Below are 18,962 nucleotides of genomic sequence, written 5' to 3'. Positions count from 1 at the left end.
ATATTTTGGCAGCGCCCCCTGCCGGCGGTCTTTGCTTCACTCGAGCCTCCGGTCATGCGATGCTTCGAGCTGGATGCAGCGGCGGTTCCGTGCCGTCTGCTCGCCAGGTCGGCGCCGACGATGGGCAGGTGCAACCGATAAGGATTGCCTCCCATCGACAGAAGCGACCCGATGACCGCCAACGCGCTCCGCGACTATGCCCAAAGCATCCTGACCGCCCGGGTCTACGACGTGGCGGTCGAGACGCCGCTCGATCCGATGCCGCGGCTCTCGGAGCGCTTGTCGCGACCCGTATTGCTGAAGCGGGAGGATTTTCAGCCGATCTTCTCGTTCAAGCTTCGCGGCGCCTACAACAAGATCGTCAGGCTGCCGGACGCACAGCGCAGGCTCGGCGTGATCTGTGCGTCGGCCGGCAATCATGCGCAGGGTGTGGCGCTCGCGGCGCGCAAGCTCGGCATTCCCGCAACGATCGTGATGCCGCGGACGACGCCCGCCATCAAGGTCGAAGCCGTCCGCCGTCTGGGCGGCGATGTCGTCCTGCATGGCGACACGTTCGATGACGCACAGACCAAGGCCAGGGAAATCGAGGCCGCGCGCGGCCTGACCTTCGTGCATCCGTTCGACGATCCCGATGTGATCGCCGGCCAGGGGACCGTCGGGATGGAGATCCTGCGGCAGCATCCCGATCCGATCGAGGCGATCTTTGTGCCGATCGGAGGCGGCGGGTTGGCGGCAGGTGTCGCCGCCTTCGTGAAGTTCCTCAATCCGTCGATCAAGGTCGTCGGTGTCGAGCCGGCTGATGCTGCGTCGATGGCGGCGGCGCTCGCCAAGGGCAGCGTCGTCGCGCTGGATCAGGTCGGGCTGTTTGCCGACGGCGTCGCGGTCCGCAAGGTCGGAACCGAGACGTTCCGGCTCTGCCGCGACCTGCTTGACGAGGTCGTCACCGTCGATACCGACGCGATGTGTGCGGCGATCAAGGATATTTTCGACGACGTGCGATCGGTTGCCGAGCCTTCCGGCGCTTTGGCGCTCGCCGGCCTCAAGGCCTATGCCGAGCGCGGCGCGCTGAGCGACGGCAGCCTGATCGCCGTGAACAGCGGGGCCAATCTGAACTTCGACCGGCTGCGCACCATTGCCGATCGCGCCGAGGTCGGCGAGCATCGTGAGGCCTTGCTTGCGGTCACCGTGCCGGAGAAGCCGGGCAGCTATCGGCATTTCATCCGTATCCTCGGCTCGCGCGCCATCACGGAGTTCAACTACCGCTTCAACGAGACGACCGCGCCGGCACAGCTGTTCGTCGGCATCGCGCTAGGCCGCGGCGAGGCCGAGAAGCGGGAGGTCATGGAGCTGCTGCGCCGCGAGGGCTATCCGATCCTTGATCTGAGCGAGAACGAGATGGCCAAGGACCATGTGCGCTACATGGTCGGCGGCCGTGCGCCGCTGCTCAGGGACGAAGTGATCTACCGCTTCGAGTTTCCGGAGCGCCCCGGCGCGCTGCTGAAATTCCTCGAGAGCCTGGCGCCCGACTGGAACATCTCGCTGTTCCACTACCGTAACCACGGCGCCGACTACGGACGCATCCTGGCTGGTATCGAGGTCAAGCCGCAGGAGCGCGCCCGGTTCGTCCAGGCGCTGGATGCGCTCGGCTATCCCTACTGGAACGAGAGCGAGAATCCGGCCTATCGCCTGTTTCTCTCCGCCGAGACGGGATGAAGATCCACTCGCTGCCAGTCAAATCCTGCCGGCAACCAGTCTGAGCGAGCCGGCAATTCCTGTCGCGATCACAAGGATCACGGCCATCCCGATCATGCCGGCGTTGAATGACCCCGTCGCATCCTTCAGGATGCCGACCATGTAAGGACCGACGAAGCCGCCGAATGCGCCGACGGAATTGATGAACGCGATGCCGCCGGCGGCCGCAGCACCGGTCAGGAAGCTCTGCGGGATGGTGTAGAACACCGTTCGTGCCGAAATGGTGCCGACCAGCGCAAGCGTCAGGCAGGCGAGCGCCGGAACGAGCGAGCTAAAAACAACGGAGAGCGCGAGGCCGAGGGCGCCGAGGATCAGTGCGGCCATGAGGTTGTAGATCTTCTGGCCCTTCCGATCGACCAGACGCGCCCAGAACAGCATGCCGATCGTCGCGAACAAATAGGGGATCGCCGACAGCCACCCGACCTGCATGTTGCTCAGGCCGTGGCTTTTCAGGATCAATGGCAGCCAGATGCCGATGCCGTAGGAGCCGATCGTGAAGGCGAAGGTGATCGCAGTGAGCATCAGCACGCGGATATCCTGCATGGCGGCCCACAGATCCTTTTTGGGCTTGTCGTGCTTGTCGCCGGCAAGGGCTGCGAGAAGCGCGTGCCGCTCTTCAGATGTGAGCCAGTGGGCCTGCTCGGGCGTGTCGGCGAGCAGCGCGAGACAGAGAACCCCGAGCAGGCAAGCCGGAAGACCTTCGAGCAGAAACATCCATTGCCAGCCTGCGAGCCCCCAGAACCCGTCCATGCCGAGGAGGGCCGCCGAGATCGGACTGCCGAGTAGCGAGGAGAGCGGCGTTGCGGCCATGAACAAGGCGAGCACGCCGGTGCGGTGCTTCTCCGGAAACCAGATCGAAAGGTACCAGATCACGCCCGGAAAGAAGCCGGCCTCGAACACGCCGAGCAGAAAGCGGATCGCGTAAAAGCTGTAGGGGCCGACTGCGAACGCGGTCGCCGCGGCCGCCAGGCCCCAGGTGATCATGATGCGGGCGAGCCAGCGCCGGGCCCCGAACCGGTACATCATCATGTTGCTGGGGACTTCCAGCAGGCAGTAGCTGAAGAACAGGATGCCGGCGCCCCAGCCGAATTGCGTGGCGCTCAGGCCGATAGCCTTGTTCATTTGCAGCGCAGCAAAGCCGACGCTGGTGCGGTCGAGGTAGTTGAAGAGATAGGCGAGGCCGAGCAGCGGGATCAGGCGCCAGGTGTTCTTGGAAAGGGCGCTCGCGAGCAACCCTGCATCCGGATTGCCCTCCGTGAACGATCCGTTGGCCGCGATCTCGGTCATCCGCCGATCCTCCCTGCATGTGGGCCGGTTACCCCGATGGGGTCCGGCCGTGTTAGGTTCAAACTGCCAGACTGAGCGGACGGCGGTCCAATCGCTAATGTTCAGGAACCGATAACCGGGAGGAAGAAGTGGACCTTCGCGACCTCACCTATTTCGAGGTGATTGCCGATCTCGGTCATATGGGCCGGGCCGCGGACAAGCTCGGCCGCACGCAGCCCGCGCTGACCAAATGCATCCAGCGTCTTGAAGACGCCGTCGGTGCCGATCTGTTCGAGCGGACCGGGCGCGGGATCACCCTCACGCGCGTCGGTGAGGTCCTGCTGGCGCGGGCCCGGCGGATGCGCGAAGCCATGGAGGAATCGCTGCGCGAGGTCACCGATTTCGCCGCCGGTGCGGCCGGTCGCGTCAGCATCGGCTGCGGTGCGACGATGGGCGAGTACCTGCTGCCGCAGATTTGCCGTGCCATCATCGCCGATGCGCCGGGCCTCGCGATCGAGGTGCAGATCGGAATGAGCGGCGTGGTCAGGGCGGCGCTTCGCGAGCGCACCCTCGATCTTGCGATCGGCCCGATCCTTCCGTCCGACGAGCAGGAGTTCAGCCACGAGGCGTTCGGCATGGACGACGTCGTCGTCGTCGCGGCAAAGGACCATCCGCTGTGCGGCAAGCGGCTCGCCATCGAGGACCTGGTCGCCGCGAAATGGGTGCTACCGGCCCGCACCGTCGCAATGCGGCAGTGGCTCGACAACGTGTTTGAAGCGCATGGTCTTGCGCCGCCGACGGTCCAGATCGAGACCAATTCGATCACGACGCTGCCCAAGCTGATCGCCGACACGGCGCTGCTGAGCTTCACGTCCACGCGGAACCTGCATCCGCTTCGCTTGGGCAGCCAGCTCGACCGCCTGATGATCGACACCACCACGATGCGAAGGCCGCTGGGCTTTGTCACCCGCCGCGATGGCTATCTGTCGCCGGCCGCGCAGCGGGTCGTGAGCCTGCTCAAATCCAGAGGGCGCGACTTCCTCGAACAGGTCACGTTGCCCGGCATGACGGACGCCGCAGCCGCCATGCCGGCGATCGCGGTCAGCCGGGCAGAGCGAGTCCATAAACGCGCGCGGCAGTCCCACTGAACAGGCTCGCGCGATCGCTCTCGCTGGCATGGCGCGTCAGGCGCTTGAACGCATTCCACACCGATCCATAGCCATAGGAGCCCTTGTCGACCGGAAAGTTGCTTTCGAACATGCATCGTTGCGCGCCGAACGCCTCGATGCAGACTTCGATATAGGGCCGCCAGGCCTCTGCGAGGACTTCCGACGCCGGCGGGGCGTCGCGTGTCTCGAAACCGAATCCATTGATGCGCATGCCAAGGCCGCCAAGCTTGACGCAGACATTCTCGCATCTTGCGAGCTCACGGATCGCGCGCGTCCATTCGATGAAGATGTCGGCGCGGCGATCCTTGTAGGCGCCGATCCCCACGATCCCGCCAAGATGGTCGAGCACAACAGTGGTGTGAGGAAACGCCCGCGCGAGCTCGGTCAGCTCAAGAATTTGCGGATGGAACAGCCATGCGTCGAACACCAGCCCCAACGGCGCCAGCCGCGCGAATCCGGCACGAAACGCGACATCGCCGAGCAACCCGGGTGGACCGGCGCTCAGCGGATTCATCAAGCTTCGATCCGCATCCCACACGGTGATATGCCGGATGCCGCGAAATCGATCGGGGGCGGCGGCGATGTGGGCCTCCAGCACCGGCGTCACGGCGTCTCCGAGACGTAGATCGGTGTGACCGACGATCCCGGCGCAAAGGCGCCGGGATCCGTAGTTGCCGCTCGCGCTCATCGCCGCGACACCGTTGACGAACTCGGTTTCGCCGACGACGCGCATCGCGGCTGGTCCATCGGCCCGGTACATCGCCTGGCACTGCATGAAGACGCTTGCCATGACGTTGTGGCCGCTGCCGGTGATATCGGCGAGGTACTCGTCGAACAGATATCGCCAGCCTTGCCGGTCCCAGAGATGATGGTGGGCGTCGATGATCGGCAGCTCGGGTTCGAGCGCCGCCTCAACGCCGCGCGCAAGCCAGTCCGGCCGCACGGCAAGATAGTTGCCGCCTCCGGTCGGCGGCGCGATCACTTGGCGAAATCCCGTGGAGCCGGACCGGTGTAGCGATAGGGGATGCCCGGTGGCATCGGTCCCTTGATCCGGCCACCTTGCTGCGATTGCTCCCACGCATGCGCAAGGATGCCGACAGAACGGGAGAGGATGAACAGGCCGCGGCCCAGCGCAGGCGAAAAGCCCAGCTCCGAATAGATGACAGCAGTTGCGCCGTCGATGTTCATGGGAATTGTTCGGCCCTTGCGCTGCTGCATCTCGGCCTCGACGCCACGGCCGATCTCGGCGAAGCGGCCGGACACCACGTTGTCCCTGCGTGCCGCGTCGACGAGTTCGAGCAGCCGGGGCGAGCGCGGATCGACCGGATGAAAGCGGTGCCCGAAACCGGGCACGATCTTGCCATTCGCCGCGATGAAAGCGTCGAGGCCCTGCTGGATAGCCGTCGTCAACTCAACGCCCGCGTCCTGGCGCCGCGCGATGTCGGCGTACAGCTCCATGCATTGCTCGCCGGCGCCGCCGTGAATGTCGTCCAGCACGTTGATGGCCGAGGCCATCGCACCGTTGAGGGGAAGGCCGCAGGTCACGGCCATCCGTCCGATCGCGATCGACGGCGCCTGGGGACCGTGATCCACGGCGGAGACCAGCGCAGCCTCCAGCAGCGCGCCTTGCTCTGCCGATCGGAGATCACCCTTCAGCATCAGCCAGATCATTTGCGGGAACGACACCCGGCCGATCAATTGCTCGATTGGGAAGCCGCGAAACCGGATCACGCCCGGCTTCATGTCGATGATGTCGGTCGACCACCATTGGGTGGCCTTTTGCAGCAGGTCTGCGGAGCCTTGATCGGTCATGGCATTTGTCCTCGATTGCGTCTTAAGTGCTTGAGGTTTCGGCGCGCGCCTTCAGGTCCGGCATCTTGACGGTCTCCTTCACGGTCGGCCGGTTGTCGAAGGCGACGACGCCGCGCTCGCCGAGCGCTCGAATCTCGTCGCGTGTGAAGCCGAGCTGTCCGAGCCATTTCTCGGTGTCCTGGCCGAGGCTCGGCGGCGGCGATGGTTCCGGATAGTCGGTCTCGAGCCGGAAGCCCGGGCGCGTGACCCGCATCGTCTGGCCGCCCGAGACCTCAGCCTTCAGGCTCTCGACGAATTTGCGGCCGACGATCTGCGCTTCGTTCAGCACCTGCGGCACGCTCAGAACGCATCCGGCCGGCACGCCCTTAGCGTTGAACAGCGTCTCCCATTCGGCCGCGGACTTGGCGGCGAGCGCGACCTCGAGCTCGCGCTTCAGGGCGACGCGGTAGTCCTTGCGTGACTGTCGCTCGCGAAACAGCGGATCGGTCTTCAGCTCCGGCCTTCCGACAATGTCGCAAAGTGCTTCGAACTGCTTCTGTTCGTTGGCCGCGATGTTGAGCGGTCCGCAGCCCGTCGCGAACGTGCCGGAGGGGGCTGCCGTGAAATTCTCGTTGCCGATCGGCTGCGGATCGACATTGCCGTTGAGGTGGTTGGAAACCACCCAACCCATCGCGGCCAAGGTCGATTCGAGCAGCGAGACATCGATCTGCCGCCCGCGCCCGGTCTGCCGTTGTTCGACGAGCGCAGCCGTGATCGCAAAGGATGCGGTGAGGCCCGCAATGGTGTCGGCGATCGGAAAGCCGGTGCGCAGCGGCGCGGTTTCGGCATCACCTGTGACGCTCATGACGCCGGACAGCCCCTGAACGATCTGATCGTAGGCCGGCCGGCCTGCCCACGGGCCGTCCTGGCCGAAGCCCGAGATCGCGCAATAGATGATGCGCGGGTTGCGCTTGGCGAGCACCTCATAGCCGAGCCCCAGCCGTTCCATGACCTTCGGCCGGAAGTTCTCGAGCACGACGTCGGCCGTTTCGACGAGGCGAAGGAAGATCTCCTTGCCTTCGTCGGCCTTGAAATCGATCGCGACGGACTGCTTGTCCGCGTTGACGGCGACGAACGACAGACCCATCAGGTTCTTTGCCATCGCCGGATCGGCGCCGAGCCGGCGCGCGAGATCGCCGCCCTTCGGATTTTCGACCTTGATGACCTCGGCGCCGAGGCGTGCGAGCTGATAGCCGCAGAACGGACCGGCAAGCACGTTCGAAAGGTCGAGGATACGAATGCCGGCGAGGGGCAGTGTCATAGGTGTTCTCCGGATGATGCTTGATTGATCAGACCAGCCCGAGCCAGTGCCACCAGGTCGCGGCGCACAGGGCATAGAGCAGGCAGGCGGCGATGCAGACGATGACGCCAACGCGCGGGAAGTCCTCGACGCGGAGCCGGCCGGTGCCGTAGACGAGGATGTTCGGCAGCGTGTTGTAGAACATCAGCAGCGGGTAACCGCCGATGATCATGCCGGCCGGCAGCGCCAGCGCGACCGGATTGACGCCTGCGGTCGTTGCCATCGCCAGGATGATCGGCAACAGCGCAGTCGCCATGGCGGTCGTGCCGACGAACATGATGTGCATGAATTGCACGATGAACATCACGACCGCGATGACGACCAGTGCCGATGCGCCGGCGAGGCCAAGCGCGTGGAAGATCGAATTCGCCAGCCAGTTGGCGGCGCCGGTCTTGAGAAGGATTTCGCCGAGCGACACGCCGCCGCCGGCAATCAGCAGCACCTGCCAGGACACACCCTTGTTGGCATCGCTCCAGTCGATCACGCCGAAGTTCGGCAGGAACAGCAGGCAGGCTCCCATCAGGCACACCACCGTGGTGTCGAGCCCGGTCAGACCCTGCGTCGCCCACAGGCAGGTCACCAGCACGAACACCGCTAGCGCACGCCATTCGGCTGATGACATCGGTCCCATTGCGGCGAGATTCTGCGAGATCCGAGCGTCGGCCTGGTCGTGGCCGGCCTTGAACTCCGGAGGAAAGACGCGCTGGATGACCCACCAGGTGAACATGGTCATCACCAGCGCCGGCGGGAATCCGTAGAGCAGCCATTCGGCATAGGTGATGGTGTGGCTGCTCATCTTGGCGACGAACTCGACCGTGACGGGATTTGGCACCGTCGCCGTCAACACGCCGGCGCCGATCGTCGCGTTGGTCATCGTCAGCGTGAGGAGCAGGTTGATCGCGAACGGCGAGCGGGCTGTCGCACCGAAGATCGTCAGGACGCTGAGGCATTCCGGCAGCAGGATTGCCGTACGTGCCGTCGACGACGGAACGAGGAAGGCGAGCGCGATGTTGACCAGCGTCACGCCGAGCGTGATCCGCGTCGGCGCGCTGCCGAACCGCGCCAGAATGATGTAGGTGATGCGCTCGGCAAGCCGGGTCTTCACCATCGCGGTCGCGAGGATGAAGGCGCCGACGATCAGATACACGGGCGAAGCGGCAAAGCCGTCGAGCGCGGTCCGAAGCGGGGCTGTTCCGCTCAGCACCGCGAGCGGCACCACCATCAGGCTGGCGATGGCCAATGGGATCGCCTCGGTCAGGTAGAGCACGAAGATGCCGCCAAACAGCGCCAGCGCCTTGTGTCCCTGCAAGGACAGCGTCTCCGGGGTCGGGCTGAGCCAGATGGCGGTGGCGACGACCAGGGCGACGGGAACGCCGATTGTCTTCAGCGTAGCCTCCAGCGAGCGCGGCGCGGCTTCGCTGGTCTCCGCGTGAGCGTGAGCTGACACTTGTTTTCTCCCTGTCGAAGCATGCGGCGATGGATCGGTGCCATCACGGATTTGGAGCCGTGCTTCGTTGTGGGAGTAGCCCGCGGGTCGAACCAGCGTCCAATTGCAAGTTTTCAGGAGACGATAACCGGCGGGAATGTGCGCGGCCGGCGAGGCCACCGCCCTTGCAATCAGGCGCCCGGTTGCGGCCACGTCAGCCTGACGGTCGGCGTTAGCCGGTGGATCAGCGATCGGCAGTGAGCTGCCGGCGATACCGCTCGGCGTCCCAGTTCAGCAGCGCGTGCTCATTCTCTGCCGTCAGATAGTTGACCCGTGCGGTCAGGGGCAGCCGGCAGGTGACCAGCGCGAGACAGCTCAGCATGGCTTCTGCGCCGTCGCTCGCGTCCTCGCGGATGAGGCTGCCGACATCCGGAATGAGAAGCGCAACCGGCGGCGGCAGGCCGTTCGCGATGATCTGCGCGGTCATGACGTTCAGGCTCTCGTGATGCTCCAGGACTGGCAGGCCCGGACCAAGGAAGACGACGTGATCGGGATAGAGCGAGCCGCTGGTCGCGATCGCGCGGCTGTAGCGGTCGGTGGCAATGTCGTGGCTGCTCGGATCCCGCGGCAGGCGATAGGTCGTGCCGACGCTGATCGTCCGGAGTGCGTCATGATCCGCAGCGGGCGCGCGACGCTGCTCCAGGGCGAGGCGTTGCTCGACCTCGGCCACCAGCGCCTCGGCCGCGTCGCAGGTGGCAGCGCCGACCACGAGGCCGTGATTGCCGAGGATCAGGACGTCGACGGCATTCTGCGCGATCGCCTCGCTGACCGCGCGGGCGAGCGGCAGCCCCGGATGGTGATAGTCGAGGTAACGCCAGGCCAGGCCGTCCAGTCGCCGGGCAAACTCGTCGCGCGCGTCGGTGCGCACCGCCCATGCGATGGTGTTGACCGAATGGACATGCAGCACGATCCGGTGCGGCATCAATGCATGCAGCGAGGTCTCGATCGAGGCGCGCAGCGTCGTCCCGGCATTCGGCGCGAGCGGCACGCGCTCGTCGCCCTGGGTCAGCGCCGAGCGCGCCGCCGACAATGCGACCGGCACGAAAATGTCCTTGTCCTCGGCATCGGCGAGCCAGGTGCCTGACGCCTTCACCCACAGCACGTCGCCATCCTTGACCGACGAATTGCCGCCGGCGCCTTGCACCAGCAGGATATTCCGGCCGACGCGTGCCGACATGCGGCGCAGTTCGTTCAGCGTTTGAGGCGGTCGCATCTCGGCTCTCACCAGGTCAAATGGTCCATGGTCCAATGCGGCATCCGCGCCGCTGCGCCGGCCGCGGTCTTGACCGCCTGCGGCAGATCGCGCGCCTGCGCAAGCGTCGCGCGGTGGGCGCCGGAGCCGATCAGCAGGGTCAGCATGCCGGCGGCGCGTCCACCGGCAATATCGTGATCGAGGGAGTCGCCGATGACGAGAATCCGTTCCGGCGGGGGATGTCCCAGTTGATCGCGCGCGGCGGCAAACATCGGCGGATACGGTTTGCCGACGAACAGCACGGTGCCACCGAGCGACTGGTAGAATGCGGCGAGCGCGCCGGGCGCGGGGATCAGGCCCGCGGCGCCGAACATCACGAGGTCCGGATTGGCGCACAGCATCGGGAGCTGGCGTGACGCGGCGGTCGTGAGCTGCGCACGCCAGCGCTCGGGGTCGGCTGCGTCGTCGTCGAGTCCGCCGAGCAGGATGAAATCGGCTTCGCGGATGTCCGAAACCATCACAAGGTCGGTGCCGTCGACGATCGAGCGGTCACCGTCGCGCGAGATCAGGAAGCAGGCGCGGCCGAGTTCTGCGAAGGGCACCTGCTCGCGCGCATGCAGGCCGCGCCAAGTGACCTCGCCCGAGGACAGCACGCCGTCATAGGCGTCGGCCGGCAGGCCAAGCGCGGCGAGGCGCCGCTGGTTGCTGCCGGCGCGCTTGCCGGAATTGGAGAGGATCAGGATCCGCTTGCCGGCCTCGCGCAACCGCGCCACGCAGTCCAGCGTCGCGGGGAACACCGCCAATCCTTCGTGCAGCGTGCCCCATTGGTCGAGCAGCACATGATCGAAGCGGTCGGCGATGACGTGAAGGCCGGCGATCGCGGTCGCATCGGCCTTCATGGCGGACCTCCGTTCAGCGCGAGCAATGCGGCGCCGTAGCTTGCTTCGGTCTGCTCGGCGACCGAGACGGGAACACCGAGCACGCGGTGCCGGATCCTGGTCCATGCATCGTTCTTCGCGCCGCCGCCGATGCCGATGACGCGGCGCAGGCGAGGTGCGCCGAGCCGCGCCAGCTGCCGGTAGGCGAGGGCTTCGACAGAGGCGATGCCTTCGAGCAGGCCCTGGAAGAAGCGGCAATCTTCCGCCGGGCGCGGCGTGATCCGCGCGGCCAGCGCGGGATCCGCGATCGGGAAGCGCTCGCCGGGCTTTGGCAGCGGATAGTAGTCGAGCCCGGTCGGTGCATCAGGCTCCACTTGCGGTGTCAGCCGCTCCATCTCGTCGGCGGTGAAATGCAGCAGCAGTGCGGCGCCGCCGGAGTTTGAGGCGCCGCCGGCGAGCCAGCGTTCGCCAAGCCGGTGCGAATAGACGCCCTGATCGGCCGCGAAGATCGGTTGGGTCGCGAGCTGCTTCACCACCAGCGTGGTGCCGAGCGAGGTGACGGCATCGCCCGGCTGATCGGCCCGCGTCGCGATGAAGGCCGCAACGCCATCGGTGGTGCCGGCCGCGACGTGGGCTGTGGCGGGCAACCCGAGCGAGCGCGCGATCTGCGGATCCATCTCGGAAAATGGCGTTCCCGGCACCAGCACTTCGGGAAGCAGATCGTCGCGCACGCCGAGCCGTTCAAGCCAGGACGGCCAAGCGCGCGCGACCGGGTCGTAGCCGAGCTTCAGGGCGTTGTTCTCGTCGCTGATGCCATGATGGTTTGCGAGCCGCCCCGCGATCCAATCCGCCTGGTGCACGGCGTGGCGCGCATCGCCGACATAGCCGTCATTCTGCAGATAGAGCAGCTTGGCGAGCGCGCTGCTCGCGCCATGTGCACCGCTTTCAAGCGGTGCGACCGCCGCCACGCCCGCGGCCTCATGGGTGGCGCGTGCGTCGTTGTACATCAGACCCGGCGAGCAGGGGCGGCCGGCCGCGTCAATCAGCAGCAGCGTGCCCGACGTGCCGTCGACGACGATGCGCGTGACGTCGCCAAGAGGAACAGTTTCGCCGAGCTTGCGGATCGCAGCCTCCGCCGCCTGCCACCACAGCTCCGGGTTCTGATCGATCGCGTTGCCGTCAACGCGCGGCGCAGGAAGCGCGCTCGAAGCGAAGCCGCGAATGCCGGCCTGCGGATCGATCGCACAGGCGCGGACGCCGCCGGTTCCGACATCGATCCCGAGATACAAACCTCCCATCCGACTTCACCGCTCTCTCGTGCCTGCGCGTCGACGTTGGTTGCGCTGCAGCACGTTTAGGGGATTGACGCCCCGTTCGGCCTCTGCAATTTTTTGCAGGACGTGAAGAATTTTGCAAGCGGACTTTTCCGGACATGGCCACACCGCCCGACAGGCTGCCGATGATCGACGGCGAGGCGTCGCTCGCGACCCGCGCGGCGTGGCTGTATTTCGCGGCGGGGCTGACGCAGTCCGAGGTCGCCGACCGTCTCAACATCCAGAGCACCAAAGCGCACCGCCTGATCGCGCGCGCGAGCCGCGAGGGCATGATCCGCGTCTTCGTCGAGGGGCCGGTCGCCGAATGCGTCGCGCTGGAGAACGATCTCACGCAGCGCTTCGGCCTTGCGTTCTGCCGCGTCGCGCCCGATCTCGGCGAGAGCGATCTGCCGCTCAAGGCGCTGGCGCTGGAAGGCGCGAGCTTCCTGCGCCAGATCCTGGAGCGCGGCGACGACAAGGTGATCGGCGTCGGCCATGGCCGCACGCTCGCCGCCGTGGTCGAGCAGATGCCGCAGACGCCCGCGCGCGACGCGCAATTCGTGTCGCTGCTCGGCGGACTGACGCGGAAATTTGCCGCCAATCCGTTCGACGTGATTCATCGGCTCGCCGAGCGCACCGGCGCCGAAGCCTATCTGTTGCCGGTGCCGGTGTTCGCCAATTCGGTCGCCGATCGCGCCGTGCTGATGCAGCAATTCGGCATCGCCGACGTGTTCGCGCTGGCGCGCAAGGCCTCGCTGCTGTTCGTCGGCATCGGCCAGGTCAGCCATGACGGCTTTCTGGTGGCGAGCGGCATGATCAAGCCGGACGAGGTCGCCGAGCTGAAGCGGGTCGGCGCCTGCGCCGATCTGCTCGGACATTTCTTCAGCGCCGACGGAACGGTGCTGGACACCGATCTGTCGGCCCGCGCCACCTCCATGAGCATGGCCGATCTCAGGAAGCACCGCATCGTCGCCATCGCCGGCGGGCCGGCCAAGGTGACTGCGCTGCGCGGCGTGCTGCGCAGCGGCGTGCTGCACGGCCTCATCATCGACGAAGCGACTGCAAAGGCGCTCGCCACCGACAAGCCGGAGAACACATCCGGCAAGACAAGAAGCAAGACCCGGAAGGACAAATAAAACAAGCGTCAACAAGGAGAGGAAATACATGTTCGATCGCGAGAAGAATCTGTTCGACTCCTACGCTGCCAAACGCATCAGCCGCCGCGATCTCCTCGACGGCGCCGCCAAGCTCGGCATTGCGGGCCTTGCCGCAAACGCCGCCTTCGCCTCCTCGATGTCGAGGGCGATGGCCGCGGACTTCAACTGGAAGGCCCAGAGCGGCAAGAGCGTCAAGCTGCTGCTCAACAAGCACCCTTACGTCGATGCGATGATCGGCGACATCGAGGCGTTCAAGTCGCTCACCGGCATGAACGTCACCTACGACATCTTCCCGGAGGACGTCTATTTCGACAAGGTGACGGCGGCGCTGTCGTCGAAGTCGGACCAGTACGATGCCTTCATGACCGGCGCCTACATGACCTGGACCTATGGTCCGGCGGGCTGGATCGAAGACCTCAACACCTACATCAAGGATCCCGCCAAAACCAATCCGGCGTTCGCCTGGGACGATGTGCTGCCGGGCCTGCGTGCCTCGACGGCGTGGGACGGCGTCGCCGGCTCCGAGCTCGGCTCGGGCAAGGCCAAGCAGTGGTGCATCCCGTGGGGCTATGAGCTCAACAACATCACCTACAACCGCAACGTCTTCGACAAGGTCGGCGTCAAGCCGCCGAAGAACCTCGACGAGATGCTGGAGGTCGCGGCCAAGATCACCAAGGACGCCGGCGGCCCCTACGGCGTCGGCGTGCGCGGCTCGCGCTCCTGGGCGACCATCCATCCGGGCTTCCTGTCGGCCTATTCGAATTTCGGCCAGAAGGACTTCGTGATGGAGGGCGGCAAGCTGAAGGCCGCGATGAACACCAAGGCCTCCAAGGAATTCCACGACAAGTGGGTGAAGATGATCCAGACTTCAGGCCCGAAGAACTGGTCGACCTACACCTGGTACCAGGTCGGCACCGATCTCGGCGCCGGCGCCTCCGGCATGATCTTCGACGCCGACATCCTCGGCTACTTCATGAACGGCGGCGACAACAAGGAGAAGGGGCATCTCGGCTACGCGCCGTTCGCCGCCAATCCGGCCGCCAAGGCGCCGACCCCGAACGTCTGGATCTGGTCGCTCGCGATGTCCACCTTCTCCAAGCAGAAGGACGCCGCATGGCTGTTCATGCAGTGGGCGGCTTCTGTCGAGCATGACCTGTTCGGCGCGCGCAAGATGGACTTCGTCAATCCGGTGCGCACCTCGGTGTGGAAGGACAGCGAGTTCCGCGACCGCATCGCAAAGTCCTATCCTGGCTATCTCGATCAGCATGACATGTCGTCGCCCGGCGCCAAGATCTACTTCACGGCGCAGCCGCTGTTCTTCGATCTGACGACGGAATGGGCCGCCTCGCTGCAGAAGATGGTGGCGAAGGAGGTCAGCGTCGACGAAGGGCTCGACAAGCTCGCCGACAGCATCAACCGCCAGCTCAAGCAGGCCGGTCTCGGCTGACGGGTCAACTGTGCGGTGCTTGATCCCCCGCACCGCACCCATCCGCCGGCTCGGAGCCTTGTCCCATCCGAGCCGGCGGCGTTTGCCAGCGGAACGCGATCTCTTATCATCATGAGCATGGTCCAACTTCTCCAGACGAACGCGCAGGCAGCGCCGGCCAAACCAAGGCCGCGCGTGCGCCTCTTGCCCTATCTGCTGAGCCTGCCGGCGCTGCTCGTCTGCGTGGCGATCCTGGTTCCGTTCGTGACCGCGGCGGTCTATTCGCTGCAGCGCTACCGGCTGAACCTGCCTTATCTGCGCGGGTTCATCGGTGCCGGCAACTACATCGAGTTCCTGTCCGATCCGGCGTTCTGGAATACGTTCCGGATCTCGATCACCTATACCGCGGTGACGGTCGTGCTCGAGCTGCTGCTCGGCCTCGGCATCGCGCTGCTGCTGCGCCGGCCGAGCCGCTTCCACAATGCGGTGTCGATCATGCTGCTGCTGCCGCTGATGACGGCGCCGGCGATCGCCGCGCTGATGTGGAAGCTGATGACCAATCCAAGCTTCGGCATCCTGTCCTATCTGGTCGGCCTGTTCGGCGTCACCGATTTCAAATGGGCCTCCGATCCGTCGAGCGCGCTGTTCACGGTCGTGCTGGTCGACGTCTGGGTCTACACGCCCTTCATCATGATCCTGCTGCTGGCGGGTTTGCGCTCGCTGCCGCGGCAGCCGTTCGAGGCCGCGGCGCTCGACGGCGTGCCGGCGAGCTTTGTCTTCTTCCGGATCACGCTGCCGATGCTGGCGCCCTATATCATCACGGCGTCGCTGTTCCGCCTGCTCGATTCGATCCAGCAGTTCGACATCATCTACGCGATGACGCAGGGCGGGCCGGGTGACCGGCTGATGGTATTCCAGGTGCAGGCCTATCTGGAATTCTTCCAGTACACCAATGTCGGCAGGTCGGCGGCACTGTTGATGATCCTCTGGTTGATCACCAACATCCTGTCGAACATCTTCATCAAGAACTGGCTGCGGCTGCGCGCGCGTGCGCACGGCCACGCGTGAGGGGGAGCGGCGCGATGGAACATTCCAGCCTTGCCGGTCGCATCTTCCGCGGCGCGGCGCTCACGCTGATCCTGATCTTCTTCATGTTTCCGATCGTCTGGATCTTCCTGATGTCGTTCCAGACCAACGAGCAGATCTTAAGGATTCCGCCGCGGGTCCTGTTCGAGCCGACGCTTGCGAATTACGAGGCGCTGATCTCCGGCCAGCTGCGCACCGCGGCCGGCAATCTGCAGATCTCCTTCATGCGCAATCTGTTCAACAGCGTCGTGCTGTCGAGCGCGGCGGTGCTGCTGGCGCTGCTGCTCGGCGTGCCGGCGGCCTACGCCTTCGCGCGGTTCAAATTCCGCCTCGGCGAGAGCATTGCCTTCACGCTGCTGTCGTTCCGCTTCGCGCCGCCGCTGCTCGTGCTGCTGCCGCTGTCGCTGTACTATCAGGAGCTCGGCCTCAACGACACTTACTTTGGTATCGTCTGGGTCTATCAGCTGATCGCGCTGCCGTTGATCCTGTGGATCGTGCGCGGTTATTTCGAGGATATCAGCCCCGATATCGAGCATGCCTACCGGCTCGCCGGCCATTCCTGGCGCGAGGCCTTTACCCGGATCGCCGTGCCGCTGGCAGGGCCGGGCATCGCCGCGGCCGGACTGCTGTCGTTCATCTTCTGCTGGAATAATTTCGTCTTCGCGCTGATCCTGGCCTCCGCCGACAAGCAGCCGGTGACGGTCGGCGCGCTCGCCTTCGTCACCGCATCGGGAATCCAGTACGGCCAGATCGCGGCGGCGATCGTGCTGTCGGTGACGCCGACGCTGTTGCTCGCGCTCTATGCGCAGCGCTATCTGGTCGAGGGTCTGTCGCTCGGCGCGGTGAAAGGCTGACCCGATGGCGCGTCTCGAGATCAATTCGGTGAGCAAGGCGTTCGGTGCGGCGCGGCCCGCTGACGGATTGTCGCTCGCGGTCGAGCCCGGCGAGATCGTCGCCGTGTTCGGCCCCTCCGGCAGCGGCAAGACGGTGCTGCTGCGCATGATCGCGGGCATGTTCGAACCTGACGACGGTGACATCCTGGTCGGCGGCCGCTCGGTCGTCGGCGCGCCGCCCGAGCGGCGCGGCATCGGCATGGCGTTCCAGAATTTTGCCTTGTTCCCGCACATGACCGCCCGCGACAATATCGCAAGCGGCCTGCGTGCCAGCGGCAACGAGGTTGCGAGCCGCGTTGCCGCGATCAGCAAGCTGCTCAAGATCGAGCATGTGCTTGGCCACGCGCCGCGCGAATTGTCGAACGGGCAGAAGCAGCGGACCGCGCTGGCGCGGGCGCTGATCGGCAATCCGGACGTGCTGCTGCTCGATGATCCCCTGCGCAATGTCGACGCCAAGCTGCGCTACGAGATGCGGCTCGAGCTGCCGAACCTGCTGCGGCGTGGCACCGCCGCCGTGCTCTACGTGACCCAGGACTACCGCGAGGCGATGGCGATTGCCGACCGCATCGCGGTCTTGATCGACGGCCGTCTCGCGCAGGTCGCGACACCAGCCGATATCTACGCCCAGCCCGCGTCGGTTGCGATCGCGCGGCTGTTCGGCGATCCGACCGTCAACCTCGCCGAGGTTTCGCCGGTCGCGGAGCACGGCATGCTGTCGGCCGAGGTTGCCGGCGCCAGGATGCGGCTCGGTGCGGCCGATGGCGCAGCGTCGCTCGGTTCATGCTGGCTTGGCGTCCGGCCGGAGGATCTCGCGGTCTCATCCGCGTCCAGCGACGGCGCCATCCCGGCGCGTATCCTTGCGATCACGCCGATGCACGAGAAGGCGGTGCTGCTGCTCCGTCTCGCCGACGGAACGGAATGGCTGGCGGCACTGCCGTCGGATGCGCCACAGGGCGCGGCCGACGATAGCGTCTTCGTCCGCTTCGCGAGCGATGCTGCGATGCTGTTCGATCGCGCGACCGGGCTGCGGATTGGGGCCTCGCCCCGGCTCAAGGCGGCATAGGAGCGGATAGTCATGGACATGCTCGAGCTTCGAGGCATCGACAAGGTCTACCGCAGCCGCGGCAAGCCGCCGGTGCACGCGGTGCGCGCGCTCGACATGGCGGTCGAGAAGGGCGAGATCGTCGCGCTGCTGGGATCGTCGGGCTGCGGCAAGACCTCGACCTTGCGGATGATCGCGGGGTTCGAGGACGTCTCGGCCGGATCGATCGCGCTGGGCGGACGGCGGATCCACGAGCTGCCGCCGGCGCGCCGCAAGGTCGCGATGGCCTTCGAGGGCTACTCGCTCTATCCGCCGCTGACGGTCCGCGAAAACATCGCCTTCGCGCTGAAATCCGCCCAGCTGTCACGAGCTGAGGTGACGCGGCGTGTCGACGAGATCGCCCGCCTGGTCGAGGTCGAGGACATCCTCGACAGCTATCCGCGCGCGATCTCCGGCGGCCAGCAGCAACGCGTGTCGCTGGCGCGGGCGCTGGTGCGCGATGCCGATCTCTATCTGCTCGACGAGCCGATGGGGCAACTCGAGCCGCAGTTGCGCGCGGTGCTGCGCGGCCGGATCAAGAGTCTGCTCGCCGAGCGCGGCATGACCGCGATCTTCGTCACCCACGACCAGACCGAAGCCAGCGCGCTGGCCGATCGCATCGCGGTGATGGAAGGCGGCGTGCTGCAGCAGTTCGCCAGCGAGAAGGAGCTGAAGGGCCGGCCCGCCAATCTGTTCGTCGCGAGCTTCATCGGCGAGCCGCCGATGAACCTGCTCGACGCCGACGTGGCGCGATCGGATGGCGGCTTCCGCCTGTCGGTTGGGACCGACATGGCTTTCGATATCGGCGGTGCCGGGCTCGACAGCGAGGCGGCGAAGGCGCTCGGCAGGACACCGCAGGTGCGGATCGGCATTCGTCCGCAGAAGATCGCGGTCGGGACCGGCGACGTCAGGGTTAAGGTCGTCTCCAATCAGTGGCTCGGCGATCAGTCGCATGTCGCCGGCGATTGCGGCGGCCGCATGCTGATCGCGGTGACCCCAGGCCGCGTCGCCGCACGGCCGGGCGACACCGTCCCGTTCGCGCTGGAGCCGCGTCACCTGCACATCTTTGGCAGCGACGGAACCTGCATTCGCCATGCGGAGGTGTCCTGACC

At 65.9% G+C, this 18,962-nt stretch carries 16 protein-coding genes; 8 read left to right on the top strand and 8 right to left on the bottom strand.

The features are described 5' to 3' along the window. Nucleotides 1-171: 171 nt before the first annotated feature. The gene (gene ilvA, locus QMZ05_RS29845) at nucleotides 172-1,713 is read left to right on the top strand and encodes a threonine ammonia-lyase, biosynthetic (RefSeq protein WP_353704012.1); all 1,542 of its coding nucleotides are present in this window, start codon (nucleotides 172-174) and stop codon (nucleotides 1,711-1,713) included. A gap of 18 nt (nucleotides 1,714-1,731) precedes the next feature. On the opposite strand, the gene QMZ05_RS29840 is transcribed toward ilvA, so the two are convergent. Further along, nucleotides 1,732-3,039 (bottom strand): MFS transporter, encoded by a 1,308-nt coding sequence (locus tag QMZ05_RS29840; RefSeq protein ID WP_353704011.1) that lies wholly within the window; start codon nucleotides 3,037-3,039, stop codon nucleotides 1,732-1,734. Nucleotides 3,040-3,167: 128 nt separating this feature from the next. Between QMZ05_RS29840 and QMZ05_RS29835 the strand changes: the two genes are divergently transcribed. Continuing rightward, complete coding sequence (locus QMZ05_RS29835; RefSeq protein ID WP_353704010.1) at nucleotides 3,168-4,166, top strand: LysR family transcriptional regulator; 999 nt, start codon at nucleotides 3,168-3,170, stop codon at nucleotides 4,164-4,166. Here QMZ05_RS29835 and QMZ05_RS29830 read toward each other — a convergent pair. From QMZ05_RS29830 to QMZ05_RS29800, 7 genes are all read right to left on the bottom strand, one after another. Beyond that, nucleotides 4,120-5,169: an amidohydrolase family protein gene (locus QMZ05_RS29830; protein ID WP_353704009.1), complete on the bottom strand. Its 1,050-nt coding sequence runs from the start codon at nucleotides 5,167-5,169 to the stop codon at nucleotides 4,120-4,122. The two genes, QMZ05_RS29835 and QMZ05_RS29830, sit on opposite strands and share 47 nt — an antisense overlap. Further along, nucleotides 5,166-5,999, bottom strand: a complete 834-nt coding sequence (locus QMZ05_RS29825; protein WP_353704008.1) for a citryl-CoA lyase — start codon at nucleotides 5,997-5,999, stop codon at nucleotides 5,166-5,168. Before QMZ05_RS29825 ends, QMZ05_RS29830 begins: the two co-directional genes overlap by 4 nt. Before the next feature lie 22 nt (nucleotides 6,000-6,021). Beyond that, the gene (locus tag QMZ05_RS29820) at nucleotides 6,022-7,299 is read right to left on the bottom strand and encodes a CoA transferase (RefSeq protein ID WP_353704007.1); all 1,278 of its coding nucleotides are present in this window, start codon (nucleotides 7,297-7,299) and stop codon (nucleotides 6,022-6,024) included. 28 nt (nucleotides 7,300-7,327) lie between these two features. After that, nucleotides 7,328-8,785: a DASS family sodium-coupled anion symporter gene (locus tag QMZ05_RS29815; protein WP_353704006.1), complete on the bottom strand. Its 1,458-nt coding sequence runs from the start codon at nucleotides 8,783-8,785 to the stop codon at nucleotides 7,328-7,330. 223 nt (nucleotides 8,786-9,008) lie between these two features. Next, the gene (locus QMZ05_RS29810) at nucleotides 9,009-10,037 is read right to left on the bottom strand and encodes a class II aldolase/adducin family protein (RefSeq protein WP_353704005.1); all 1,029 of its coding nucleotides are present in this window, start codon (nucleotides 10,035-10,037) and stop codon (nucleotides 9,009-9,011) included. Nucleotides 10,038-10,045: 8 nt separating this feature from the next. Next, nucleotides 10,046-10,915, bottom strand: coding sequence for a TIGR01459 family HAD-type hydrolase (locus QMZ05_RS29805; RefSeq protein ID WP_353704004.1), 870 nt, complete (start codon nucleotides 10,913-10,915; stop codon nucleotides 10,046-10,048). Next, nucleotides 10,912-12,192 carry an FGGY-family carbohydrate kinase gene (locus QMZ05_RS29800; RefSeq protein WP_353704003.1) on the bottom strand — a complete coding sequence of 427 codons (1,281 nt, stop codon included), beginning with the start codon at nucleotides 12,190-12,192 and terminating at the stop codon, nucleotides 10,912-10,914. The genes QMZ05_RS29805 and QMZ05_RS29800 overlap by 4 nt, the downstream gene beginning before the upstream one ends. A 134-nt stretch (nucleotides 12,193-12,326) precedes the next feature. On the opposite strand from QMZ05_RS29800, the gene QMZ05_RS29795 reads away from it, so the two are divergent. The 6 genes from QMZ05_RS29795 (at nucleotide 12,327) to QMZ05_RS29770 (ending at nucleotide 18,960) form a co-directional block, all read left to right on the top strand. Further along, nucleotides 12,327-13,343 carry a sugar-binding transcriptional regulator gene (locus QMZ05_RS29795; RefSeq protein ID WP_353704002.1) on the top strand — a complete coding sequence of 339 codons (1,017 nt, stop codon included), beginning with the start codon at nucleotides 12,327-12,329 and terminating at the stop codon, nucleotides 13,341-13,343. A gap of 28 nt (nucleotides 13,344-13,371) precedes the next feature. Further along, nucleotides 13,372-14,811 (top strand): extracellular solute-binding protein, encoded by a 1,440-nt coding sequence (locus QMZ05_RS29790; RefSeq protein ID WP_074127299.1) that lies wholly within the window; start codon nucleotides 13,372-13,374, stop codon nucleotides 14,809-14,811. Between the two features lie 117 nt (nucleotides 14,812-14,928). Then, a complete protein-coding gene (locus QMZ05_RS29785) occupies nucleotides 14,929-15,858 on the top strand; it encodes a sugar ABC transporter permease (RefSeq protein WP_353704014.1) in 930 nt (309 codons plus the stop codon). 14 nt (nucleotides 15,859-15,872) lie between these two features. Continuing rightward, nucleotides 15,873-16,730 carry a carbohydrate ABC transporter permease gene (locus tag QMZ05_RS29780; RefSeq protein WP_353704001.1) on the top strand — a complete coding sequence of 286 codons (858 nt, stop codon included), beginning with the start codon at nucleotides 15,873-15,875 and terminating at the stop codon, nucleotides 16,728-16,730. A 4-nt stretch (nucleotides 16,731-16,734) separates the two neighbouring features. Next, on the top strand, nucleotides 16,735-17,832 hold the full coding sequence (locus QMZ05_RS29775) for an ABC transporter ATP-binding protein (RefSeq protein ID WP_353704000.1): 1,098 nt from the start codon (nucleotides 16,735-16,737) through the stop codon (nucleotides 17,830-17,832). An 18-nt stretch (nucleotides 17,833-17,850) separates the two neighbouring features. Then, nucleotides 17,851-18,960 (top strand): ABC transporter ATP-binding protein, encoded by a 1,110-nt coding sequence (locus QMZ05_RS29770; protein WP_353704013.1) that lies wholly within the window; start codon nucleotides 17,851-17,853, stop codon nucleotides 18,958-18,960. Nucleotides 18,961-18,962 lie beyond the last annotated feature (2 nt).

Source organism: Bradyrhizobium sp. INPA03-11B (genome assembly GCF_040446015.1).
GTDB lineage: Bacteria > Pseudomonadota > Alphaproteobacteria > Rhizobiales > Xanthobacteraceae > Bradyrhizobium > Bradyrhizobium macuxiense_A.
Note: the sequence above shows the minus strand (reverse complement) of the source record. Positions and strands in the feature narration are given on the sequence as shown.

What these genes read in the sequence shown, in the direction of transcription:
- QMZ05_RS29775 (WP_353704000.1), top strand. Translation starts at nt 16,735, where the DNA reads ATGGCGCGTCTCGAGATCAATTCGGTGAGCAAGGCGTTCGGTGCGGCG.
- QMZ05_RS29825 (WP_353704008.1), bottom strand. Translation starts at nt 5,999, where the DNA reads ATGACCGATCAAGGCTCCGCAGACCTGCTGCAAAAGGCCACCCAATGG.
- QMZ05_RS29790 (WP_074127299.1), top strand. Translation starts at nt 13,372, where the DNA reads ATGTTCGATCGCGAGAAGAATCTGTTCGACTCCTACGCTGCCAAACGC.
- QMZ05_RS29780 (WP_353704001.1), top strand. Translation starts at nt 15,873, where the DNA reads ATGGAACATTCCAGCCTTGCCGGTCGCATCTTCCGCGGCGCGGCGCTC.
- ilvA (WP_353704012.1), top strand. Translation starts at nt 172, where the DNA reads ATGACCGCCAACGCGCTCCGCGACTATGCCCAAAGCATCCTGACCGCC.
- QMZ05_RS29840 (WP_353704011.1), bottom strand. Translation starts at nt 3,039, where the DNA reads ATGACCGAGATCGCGGCCAACGGATCGTTCACGGAGGGCAATCCGGAT.
- QMZ05_RS29800 (WP_353704003.1), bottom strand. Translation starts at nt 12,192, where the DNA reads ATGGGAGGTTTGTATCTCGGGATCGATGTCGGAACCGGCGGCGTCCGC.
- QMZ05_RS29785 (WP_353704014.1), top strand. Translation starts at nt 14,929, where the DNA reads ATGGTCCAACTTCTCCAGACGAACGCGCAGGCAGCGCCGGCCAAACCA.
- QMZ05_RS29810 (WP_353704005.1), bottom strand. Translation starts at nt 10,037, where the DNA reads ATGCGACCGCCTCAAACGCTGAACGAACTGCGCCGCATGTCGGCACGC.
- QMZ05_RS29795 (WP_353704002.1), top strand. Translation starts at nt 12,327, where the DNA reads ATGGCCACACCGCCCGACAGGCTGCCGATGATCGACGGCGAGGCGTCG.
- QMZ05_RS29770 (WP_353704013.1), top strand. Translation starts at nt 17,851, where the DNA reads ATGCTCGAGCTTCGAGGCATCGACAAGGTCTACCGCAGCCGCGGCAAG.
- QMZ05_RS29805 (WP_353704004.1), bottom strand. Translation starts at nt 10,915, where the DNA reads ATGAAGGCCGATGCGACCGCGATCGCCGGCCTTCACGTCATCGCCGAC.
- QMZ05_RS29820 (WP_353704007.1), bottom strand. Translation starts at nt 7,299, where the DNA reads ATGACACTGCCCCTCGCCGGCATTCGTATCCTCGACCTTTCGAACGTG.